This window comes from Geodermatophilus sp. SYSU D01106 (genome assembly GCF_054049995.1).
The window spans coordinates 306501-316053 of sequence record NZ_JBJGYM010000003.1 but is presented as its reverse complement, the minus strand read 5'-3'; the positions used below and the strand labels follow the sequence as shown (position 1 = coordinate 316053).

The following is a 9553-nucleotide window of genomic DNA, read 5'->3' as shown; positions in this document are numbered from 1 at the left end:
CCCCCCCCACCCCCCCCCCCCCCCCCCCCCCCCCCCCCCCCCCCCCCCCCCCCCCCCCCCCCCCCCCCCCCCCCCCCCCCCCCCCCCCCCCCCCCCCCCCCCCCCCCCCCCCCCACGGCGAGGACGGCCGGTCAGGTCAGGTCAGGTGGAGGCGATCCGGTCGAGGATCGCCGCGGCCAGCTGGTCCGGCGCCTCCTCGGGGATCCAGTGGCTCACGCCGGGCAGCTGCACGAAGCGGTAGTCGCCGGCCACGTACTCGCCGCAGCCCTCCGCGGCGATGCGGCCGATCGCGATGTCGGCGTCGCTCCACACGAACGTCGTCGGCACGGTCACGTCGTCCACCGGCGTCTGCGAGCTCATCGCCCGGTACCAGTTGAGCGCCGCGGTCAGCGCGCCCGGCGCCGACAGCACGGCCACGTACTCGTCGACGGTCTCGCGGTCGACGACGTCGCCGAACATCCGCCGCAGCCGCCGCGCGTCGTCGGCCAGCAGCACCTCCTCGGCCTTGCCCTCCTGCCAGAACAGCCGGATGTAGGCCGAGCGCTCCTTCTGCTCCGGGTCGCTGCGGTACGCGGCGGTGAACGCGGTGGGGTGCGGGACCGAGACGGCGGTCAGCGAGCGCACCCGGTCGGCGTGCCAGGCGGCCAGCGCCCAGGCGGCGTTGGCGCCCCAGTCGTGCCCGACGACGTCGGCGACCGGCACCTCCATCGCGGTCATCAGGTCGGCGGTGACCTGCGCGAGGTTGGTCAGCGCGTACGCCTCCACCTCCTGCGGGCGAGCGCCGGGGGAGTAGCCGAGCTGGTCGACGGCGTAGGTGCGCAGCCCCGCCTCGGCGAGCCGCGGGGTCACCGCCGCCCACGACGCCGAGGTCTCCGGGAAGCCGTGCAGCAGCACCACCGGCCGCCCGTCCTCGGGGCCGTCGGCCCGCACGTCGAAGGTCAGGTCGCCCACGTCCACCCGCAGCAGCTCTCCGGCCATGTCCCCGAACCTAGTGGCCGGGGCGGACGGCGCCCGTCGACGCCGCTACCGTCGGCGACCGTGACGAGCCCGGAACGCGACTTCGTGCAGGCCCACCTCGACGACCTGCACGCCGACCTCGACGCCTGGGTGCGCATCCCGTCCATCTCGGCCGACCCGGCGCACGCCCCCGACGTCGCCGCCAGCGCCGAGTGGCTGGCCGACGCGCTGCGCCGGACCGGCTTCCCGACCGTCGAGATCTGGCCGACCGCCGGCGCGCCCGCCGTGTACGCCGAGTGGCCCAGCGCCGACGCCGGCGCCCCGGTCGCGCTCGTCTACGGCCACCACGACGTCCAGCCGGTCGACCCGCTGGAGCTGTGGGAGCACCCGCCGTTCGAGCCGACCCGCGTCGAGGGCCCCGACGGCCCGGAGCTGCACGGCCGCGGCGCGAGCGACGACAAGGGCGTGCTGGTCGTGCACCTGCTCGGGCTGCGGGCCCACCTCGCCGCGACCGGCCGCGACACCCCCGCCGTCACGGTCAAGGTGCTCGTCGAGGGCGAGGAGGAGTCCGGCTCACCGCACTTCGAGGCGCTGCTCCGGGAGCGGCGGGACCGGCTGGACTGCGACGTCGTCGTCGTGAGCGACACCGGCATGGCCGCGCCCGACGTGCCCAGCGCGGTCACCGCCATGCGCGGGCTGGCCGACGCCGAGATCACGCTGCGCGGCCCCGCCGTCGACCTGCACTCCGGCTCGTTCGGCGGCGCGGTGCCCAACCCGCTGCACGCCATGGCGGAGCTGATCGCGAAGCTGCACGACGACCAGGGGCGGGTCACGCTCCCCGGCTTCTACGACGCGGTGCGCCCGCTGTCGGACCGCGAGCGCGAGCTCATGGCGCGGGTGCCCTTCGACGAGCAGGCCTGGCTCGCCGGACCGGCCGCCTCGCGCGCCACCTCCGGCGAGGCCGGCTTCAGCACCCTGGAGCGCACCGGCGCCCGCCCGACCGCCGAGGTCAACGGCATGTGGGGCGGCTACACCGGCCCCGGCCACAAGACGATCATCCCGGCCGAGGCGCACGCCAAGGTGACCTTCCGGCTGGTCTCCGACCAGCGGCCGGGCGAGATCGGGCCGATGGTGCGCGCCTGGGTGGAGGCCAACGTCCCCGAGGGCATCGAGGCCGAGGTGCACGCCCCGCCCGGCGGCGTCGCGCCGTGCGCCAGCGACCTGGACTCCCCGCACATGGACGCGCTCCTGGCCGCCATCGGCCAGGCCTTCGACACCGCGCCGGAGGACGTGCTGCTCACCCGGGAGGGCGGCAGCGGCCCCGAGGCGGCGATCGCCGGCGAGCTCGGCGCGCCGCTGCTCTTCCTCGGCGTGGGGCTGCCCACCGACCGCATCCACTCGCCCAACGAGCGCGTCCTGCTGCCGATGCTGCACCGCGGCGCGGAGGCGGCGGCCCACCTGTGGCGCGAGCTGGCGGCGCGGTGACCGCTCCCGAGGTCGGCGGCCGCTTCGGGCCCTACCGCGTCCTCGGCGAGCTCGGCCGCGGCGGGATGGGCGCGGTGCTGCGCGCCCACGACGACGAGCACGAGCGCGACGTCGCCCTCAAGGTGCTGCACCCGGCGTGGGCGGCCGACGAGGGCTACCGCGAGCGCTTCCGCCGCGAGGCGCGCATCGCCGCCCGGCTCAACGAGCCGCACGTCATCCCCATCCACCGCTTCGGGGAGATCGACGGCCAGCTCTTCCTCGACATGCGGCTGGTCGAGGGGGAGGACCTCGCCTCCCTCCTCCGCCGCGGCGGGCGGCTCGCCCCGGCCCGCGCGGTCGACGTCGTCGGGCAGGTGGCCCGCGCGCTCGACGCCGCGCACGCCGGCGGACTGGTGCACCGCGACGTCAAGCCGTCCAACGTGCTGCTCGTCGGCCGCGGCGACGGCGGGGACCTGCTGCGCTCGGCCCCCGGCGAGGACTTCTGCTACCTCGCCGACTTCGGCATCGCCCGCACCACCGAGGGCGCCGGCCCCGCGCTGACCAGCACCGGCACCGCCGTCGGCAGCACCGAGTACATGGCGCCGGAGCGGTTCAGCAGCGCGACGCTGGACGCCCGCGCCGACGTCTACTCCCTCGCCTGCGTGCTCTTCGAGGCGCTCACCGGCCGCCGGGTGTTCCCGGCCGCCGAGCCGGTGGCGCTCATGGCCGCGCACATGCACGAGCCGCCGCCCCCGCCGTCGGCCCTGGCGCCCGGCATCCCGCCCGCCCTCGACGGCGTCGTGCTCCGCGGCCTGGCCAAGGACCGCGACCAGCGCTGGCCCACCGCCGGCGCCATGGCCGCCGCCGCGCGGGCGGCGCTCGCCCAGAGCGGCGTCCCCGTCCCGGCCGACGCCGGCACCGCCGTGGGTCCGGCCGCGGGCGGCGTCCCGGGCCGGGCGGTCACCCGCGAGCAGGGCACCGCCCGCCCGCGCCGCCGACCACCGTCGGGCCGCGCCCGCCCGCCGGCCCCGCGCCCGCCCGGGCACCGCGGCTGCCGTGGGTGGTCGCCGCCCTGGCCGGGCTGGTCGCCCTGGCCCTCGCCGTCGCGCTCGTCGTGGTCGCGCTGCGGTCCGACGACGCCGGCGACGCGGCGGCCGGCGCGGGGGAGCGGCTGGTCGCCGCCGCCCTGCCGGCCGGCGTCGCGATCGGCGACTGCACCGGCGCCGACCCCGCCGACGGCGTCCTCCGCGAGGTCACCTGCCCGGCCGACGACGAGGCCGGGGTCACCACGAGCACCGTCCGCGCGCACGACGGCGACGGCGCCGCGCGGGCCCTCGCCGCCGACATCGAGCGGGAGGGCCTCGAGCAGCTCGACGAGCGCTACGACTGCGGCCAGGAGCTCGACGGCCAGCCCGGCCCCTCCGGCTGGTTCCCCGTCCTGGACGACGACGACGCCGAGGTCGGCCGGGTCGCCTGCTGGGTCGACGGCGACGGCGACGCGGTGCTCGCCTGGGCCTGGGACGACCTGGGCACCTACGGCATCGCCGAGCAGCGCGGCGGCGGCGCCTCGGGGCTCTACGACCTGCGCGGCTGGTGGGACGACGCCGACCGCGGCTACTGATGGGGCACGTCGCGCCGCGGGAGCCCTGACCGGCGGCGTCGCCGTCCTACCCTGACCCCCGTGACCGGACCTGGGCTGACGACCGCGCCCGCGGGGTGGTACCCCGACCCCGACGGGGCGCCCGGGATGGTGCGCTGGTGGAACGGGGAGAGCTGGTCGGACGTGACGACGCCGGCCGGCCCCGGCGTCGCCGTGCAGACGCCGCCGGTGGCCCCGGCGCCGCGCCCGCAGGCCGGCTGGGGCGCGGGCCAGTGGGACGACGTCCCGCCGCCGCCCGCCCGCCGTCCGCGCACGGCGTGGTGGGTGGCCGGCTCCGTGCTCGCCGTCGTCGCCGTCGTGGTCGTGGCGCTCGTCGTGGGGCTGTCCGGGGGCGGGGGTGGCCGCGCCGTCGCCGACGACCCGCCGGTGCCGGCCGGCCCCTCGGGCACGGAGTTCCCGCCCGGCACGGTGCGGATCGTCGACGAGGAGGCGGGCATCTCCTACCCGTTCCTCGGCAACGGCTGGTTCGAGTACAACTTGGGGGACATGGCCGAGACGCGGACCATCGCCGGCCAGTACTTCACCACCCAGGAGGGGGTCCCCTCCGGGGGGATCTTCATCGCCCAGTGCACCTCCGGCCCCGTCGCCGACGGCTACGGGTGGACCGGCCCGGGCAGCGAGCAGGCCACCGTCACGGCGCTGGCCGACAGCGTCCGGACCCTGTACTACCCGTACCCGAACGAGCGCGAGATCCTGCGCGACGAGGCCCTCACCGTCGACGGCCGCAACGCCCACCTGATCGAGTTCCAGCTCAGCTGGGACGTCGAGGGCTACGACTCCACCGGTGAGCGGGCCGCGCTGCTCGTCATCGACGTGGGCCGCGCCGACCCCGCGCTGCTCTACGTCTCCATCCCCAACACCCACGCCGAGCTCTACGGCGTCATCGACCGCGTCGTGGGCGACATCGACGTGCTGTGACATGGCGGTCCTCCGGACCGCACCGCGGCCAGGTGCCGTTCCCCTGCTGCGCTGAGCCCTGCGGCCGCTGCGCTCCTCGGGAGCCCTCCGGGCCCCGCTCGTCGCTGGCCCTGCACCGCGGCCAGGTGCCGTCCCCCTGATGCGCTGAGCCGCTCCGCCGCACCCGGTGAGGACCCTCTGGGCCCGTCCCCGGGCGCGGCCCTCGCGGGGCGGCTCACCTCGGGCCCGCAGCCCGTCCCGTTCCCGGCGCTGGGACACGGCTGCGGTCGTGGCCTCCTCGGGGACCCTCCGGGCCCCGCTCGTCGGCCGCCCGGCGGCCCCGGCGCCCGCGTGGTTAGGGTCGGTCCGTGACAGCAGTAGGGGCCGATCTGACCTTGCGGCACCCGGTGGAACGCTTCTCGCTCGACAACGGGCTGCGGGTCGTCCTCGCACCCGACCGCAGCGTGCCGGTCGTCGCCGTGACCGTCTTCTACGACGTGGGCATGCGCAACGAGCCGGAGGGCCGCACCGGGTTCGCCCACCTCTTCGAGCACATGATGTTCCAGGGCTCGGCGCACGTGCCGAAGATGGAGCACGCCCGCCTGGTGCAGGCCGCCGGCGGCACGTTCAACGGCTCCACCCACCAGGACTACACGAACTACTACGAGGCGCTGCCGGCCGAGGCGCTCGAGCGCGCGCTGTTCCTCGAGGCCGACCGCATGGCCGCCCCGGCCATCACCGAGGAGAACCTCCGCAACCAGATCGACGTGGTGAAGGAGGAGATCCGGGTCAACGTCCTCAACCGCCCCTACGGCGCCTTCCCCTGGCTGCAGCTGCCGCAGATCGCGTTCGAGAGCTTCGCCAACACCCACGACGGCTACGGCTCCTTCGTCGACCTGGAGAGCTCCACCGTCGACGACGCCACCGACTTCTTCTCCCGCTACTACGCCCCCGGCAACGCGGTGCTGTGCATCGGCGGCGACCTCGACGTCGCCGAGACCGAGCGCCTGGTGCGCCGCTGGTTCGGCCCGGTCGAGGCCCGCGAGGTCCCGCCGACCCCGCCCACCGGCGAGCCCTCGCCGACGACGGTGCGCCGCGACGTCGTCGAGGACCGGCTGGCCCCCGCACCCGCCGTCGCCCTCGGCTGGCGGGTGCCCGACCCGGTCGGCGACCTCGACACCTACCTCGGCACCGTCCTGCTCGCCGAGCTGCTCAGCGAGGGCGACGCCTCCCGCCTCGAGCGCCGGCTCGTGCACGACGACCGCCTCGCCGTCGCCCAGAGCAGCTACGTCGGCCTGTTCGGCGACCCGTTCGACGTCCGCGACGCCACCCTCCTCACCACCCAGGTGCACCACCCGGCTGCCGTCGGGGTCGACGACGTGCTCGGCGCCGTGCACGAGGAGATCGGCCGCGTGGCCACCGAGGGCGTGAGCGCCGAGGAGCTGGCCCGGGTGCAGGCCCGCACCGGCGCGCAGCTGCTGCGCCAGGCCGACTCGGTGCTCGGCCGCACGCTGGCCTTCGCCGGCGCCGAGCTGGTGCACGGCCGCGCCGAGCTGGCCGGCGAGGTCGCCGCCCGGCTCGCCGCCGTCACCCCCGACCAGGTGCAGACCGCCGCGCGGGGCCTCGACCCCGGCACCGCCGCGATCCTCGAGCTGAAGGCCACCGGAGGCACCCGATGAGCGCGCCGGTCCTCGACCTCGACCTCGTCCCGCCGCTGGGCGAGCCGCGCCCGCACCCGGTCCCCGAGGGCACGACGACGACACTGCCCAGCGGCCTGACCGTCGTCGCCGTGCCGCGGCCCGGCGTCCCGCTGGTCGAGCTGCGGCTGCGGGTGCCCTTCGCGGCCACCACGCCGCGCGGCGCCGCCCAGCACACCGCCCGCGCCTCGGTGCTCTCCGGCGCCGTCCTGCTCGGCACCACCCGGCGGGACGCCACCGGCCTCGCCGAGGCGCTGCAGGGCCACGGCGCCGAGCTGACGGTCGCCGCCGACCCCGACCGGCTGCTGTTCTCCACCACCCTGCTCAGCGAGGGCCTGACGCCGGTGCTCGAGCTGCTGGCCGAGGTGCTGACCGGCGCCGCCTACCCGGCCGACCAGGTCGAGGGCGAGCGCGACCGGGTCGCCGAGCGGATCGCCATCGCGAAGTCCCAGCCCGGCGTCATCGCCCGGTCCGCCCTGGCCGCCCGCCGCTACGGCACCCACCCCTACGCCGCGCAGCTGCCCGCGCCCGAGCTCGTCGGCAAGGTCGGCGCCCCGGCGCTGCGCAAGCTGCACCGCGAGCGGGTCCTGCCCGCCGGCAGCACGCTGGTCCTCGTCGGTGACCTGGACGCCGCCGCGGCCACCGACGCCGTCGCCGCGGCGCTGGGGGAGTGGACCGGCGAGGGCTCCGCCGCCGGCGCCCCGCCCGCGCCGGCGCTCGCCCCCGGACACCTCGAGGTGGTCGACCGGCCCGGCGCGGTGCAGTCCAACATCCGCCTCGGCGGCCCCGCGCCCGGGCGCACCGACCCCGACCTGCCCGCGGTCCGGCTGGCCAGCATGGTCTTCGGCGGCTACTTCTCCTCGCGGCTGGTCGAGAACATCCGCGAGCGCCGCGGCTACTCCTACAGCCCGCGCAGCGCCGTCGACCACCTGGCCGCGGCCTCCTCGTTCCTCGTCGAGGCCGACGTCGCCACCGAGGTCACGGGAGCGGCGTTCGTCGAGACGTGGGCCGAGCTCGGCCGGATGGCGCTCGCGCCGGTCACCGAGGCCGAGCTCGACGCCGCCCGCCGCTACGTCCTCGGCTCGATGGCGCTGTCCACCGCCACCCACGCCGGGCTGGCCAGCACGCTGTCGGCGCTGGCCGGGTCGGGCCTGTCGGCGGAGTGGCTGACCGAGCACCAGCGGGCGCTGGCCGAGGTCACCGTCGAGCAGGTGCAGGATGCGTCCCGCCGGTACCTCGCCCCGGCGGCGCTGACCGGCGTCGTCGTCGGCGACGCCGAGCGGGTCACCGAGGGGCTCCGGGCACTCGGCCCGGTCGACGTCACCGCGAGCGCCGCCGCGGCGGACCCGGCGTGAGCGTCCCGCCGGGCGGCAGCACGCCCGAGGACGTCACCCGCGGGAACTGGCCGTCCGGCACGCCGCGCACCACCGGCGTCGTGCCGGTGCTGTCGCGCTCGGCGCACGACCGCGACCACCTCGGCCGCTCGCTGCCCGACCCCACCCGCGGGCGGCCGGTGCGGGTGCTCACCGTCGACGGGCGCCGTGCCGTCCCCGTGGCCGAGGGCCCCGACGGCCCCGCGCTGGTCTGGGACGAGCAGCCCACCCTCCCGGTCGGCGCGGTCTACCTCGGCGAGGCCGACGGCGTGCCCTACGCCGCCGTCCGCGGGGAGCGGGCGCTCACCGTCAACGGCCGGCCGGTCGACGCCTGGTCGGGGCTGCGCGAGCTCGGCACCGACCTGGGCGACCTCGACGCCGGCCTGCTCGCCGAGGCCATCGGCATCCTCGAGTGGCACGAGCGCGCCCGGTTCAGCCCCGTGTCGGGCGCGGCGACGACGATCGAGCGGGCCGGCTGGGTGCAGCGCGACCCCGAGACCGGCGTCGAGTTGTTCCCGCGCACCGACCCGGCCGTGATCATGCTCGTCCACGACGGCGGCGACCGGTGCGTGCTGGGCCGCCAGGCGGTCTGGCCGCCCGGGCGGTTCTCGGTGCTCGCCGGGTTCGTCGAGCCGGGGGAGTCCGCGGAGGGCGCGGTCGCCCGCGAGGTGGCCGAGGAGGTCGGGCTCACCGTCACCGACGTCCGCTACGTCAGCAGCCAGCCCTGGCCGTTCCCGCAGTCGCTGATGCTCGGCTTCGTCGCCCGCGCGGTCGGCGACCTCGAGCTGACCCTCGACCCCACGGAGATCGAGGAGGCCCGCTGGTGGACCCGCGACGAGCTGGCCTCCGGCGCCGGCCCCGCCGCGCTGCCGCCGCCGGTCTCGATCGCCCGGCACCTCATCGACCGCTGGGTGGACGGCGAGATCTAGCCGAAGCGTCCCTGGAGCACCAGCGCCGGGTGCTCCGGCCGGTCGGCGAGCACCACGGCGTCGGCCAGGGCGGCGGGGTCCACCTCGTCGTCGTAGCGGTCGAAGGCCGGCAGCTCCCACGCCTGCTCCGCCGGGAACCGCCGGCGGCGGGCGGCCGAGGCGACCCGCAGGTGGACGACGACGTCGAACGCCAGCCCGACGCCCTGCAGCAGCGGGCCCGGCACGAGCAGCACCCCGCGCGGGGGCATCGGCTCGTAGCCGGCCCGCGCCGCGCGGTCCCGCGCGACGTCCCACAGCACCGGCAGGTACTCGGCGGGGCCGCCGGGACCCACCCGGTCGAGCACCTCGCGGGCCAGCGCCCGGGCGTCGAGCCAGTCGGTGTAGCGCGCGTCGGGGTCGGTGCGGCCGTGCTCGAGCCGCAGCGACGCCGGCCGGAGGAACCCGGCGGCGGGCACGACGACGGCGGGGCGGCCCAGCGGGGGCAGCCGCTCGGCGACCGCCCGCGCGAGCGTCTCGGGACCGGCGACGTCGGGGCCGTCGACGGCCACGCGCAGCGCGGCGGCGCCCGGCTCGGGG

Annotated in this window: 8 protein-coding genes and 1 pseudogene; 7 read left to right on the top strand and 2 right to left on the bottom strand. The window is 77.5% G+C overall.

All coding sequences use genetic code 11. From position 1 onward, the window contains the following. Nucleotides 1-141 precede the first annotated feature (141 nt). Nucleotides 142-978, bottom strand: a complete 837-nt coding sequence (locus tag ACI78R_RS05410; RefSeq protein WP_336027763.1) for an alpha/beta fold hydrolase — start codon at nucleotides 976-978, stop codon at nucleotides 142-144. Nucleotides 979-1038: 60 nt separating this feature from the next. On the opposite strand from ACI78R_RS05410, the gene ACI78R_RS05405 reads away from it, so the two are divergent. The 7 genes and pseudogenes from ACI78R_RS05405 (at nucleotide 1039) to nudC (ending at nucleotide 8977) form a co-directional block, all read left to right on the top strand. Further along, complete coding sequence (locus ACI78R_RS05405) at nucleotides 1039-2442, top strand: M20/M25/M40 family metallo-hydrolase (protein ID WP_457039895.1); 1404 nt, start codon at nucleotides 1039-1041, stop codon at nucleotides 2440-2442. Beyond that, nucleotides 2418-3149 (top strand): annotated as a pseudogene (locus ACI78R_RS05400) (serine/threonine-protein kinase); the annotation flags it as partial. The gene ACI78R_RS05405 and the pseudogene ACI78R_RS05400, both read left to right, overlap by 25 nt. A gap of 332 nt (nucleotides 3150-3481) precedes the next feature. Beyond that, nucleotides 3482-4042 (top strand): hypothetical protein, encoded by a 561-nt coding sequence (locus ACI78R_RS05395; protein WP_457039900.1) that lies wholly within the window; start codon nucleotides 3482-3484, stop codon nucleotides 4040-4042. Nucleotides 4043-4102: 60 nt separating this feature from the next. After that, nucleotides 4103-4999: a DUF2510 domain-containing protein gene (locus ACI78R_RS05390; RefSeq protein ID WP_457039894.1), complete on the top strand. Its 897-nt coding sequence runs from the start codon at nucleotides 4103-4105 to the stop codon at nucleotides 4997-4999. 386 nt (nucleotides 5000-5385) lie between these two features. Next, nucleotides 5386-6657, top strand: coding sequence for a M16 family metallopeptidase (locus ACI78R_RS05385; RefSeq protein WP_457039893.1), 1272 nt, complete (start codon nucleotides 5386-5388; stop codon nucleotides 6655-6657). Beyond that, nucleotides 6654-8030 carry a M16 family metallopeptidase gene (locus tag ACI78R_RS05380; RefSeq protein ID WP_457039892.1) on the top strand — a complete coding sequence of 459 codons (1377 nt, stop codon included), beginning with the start codon at nucleotides 6654-6656 and terminating at the stop codon, nucleotides 8028-8030. The genes ACI78R_RS05385 and ACI78R_RS05380 overlap by 4 nt, the downstream gene beginning before the upstream one ends. After that, nucleotides 8027-8977: an NAD(+) diphosphatase gene (gene nudC, locus ACI78R_RS05375; protein WP_457039891.1), complete on the top strand. Its 951-nt coding sequence runs from the start codon at nucleotides 8027-8029 to the stop codon at nucleotides 8975-8977. The genes ACI78R_RS05380 and nudC overlap by 4 nt, the downstream gene beginning before the upstream one ends. On the opposite strand, the gene ACI78R_RS05370 is transcribed toward nudC, so the two are convergent. Then, nucleotides 8974-9525 (bottom strand): uridine kinase, encoded by a 552-nt coding sequence (locus tag ACI78R_RS05370; RefSeq protein ID WP_457039890.1) that lies wholly within the window; start codon nucleotides 9523-9525, stop codon nucleotides 8974-8976. The two genes, nudC and ACI78R_RS05370, sit on opposite strands and share 4 nt — an antisense overlap. Between the last annotated feature and the right edge of the window lie 28 nt (nucleotides 9526-9553).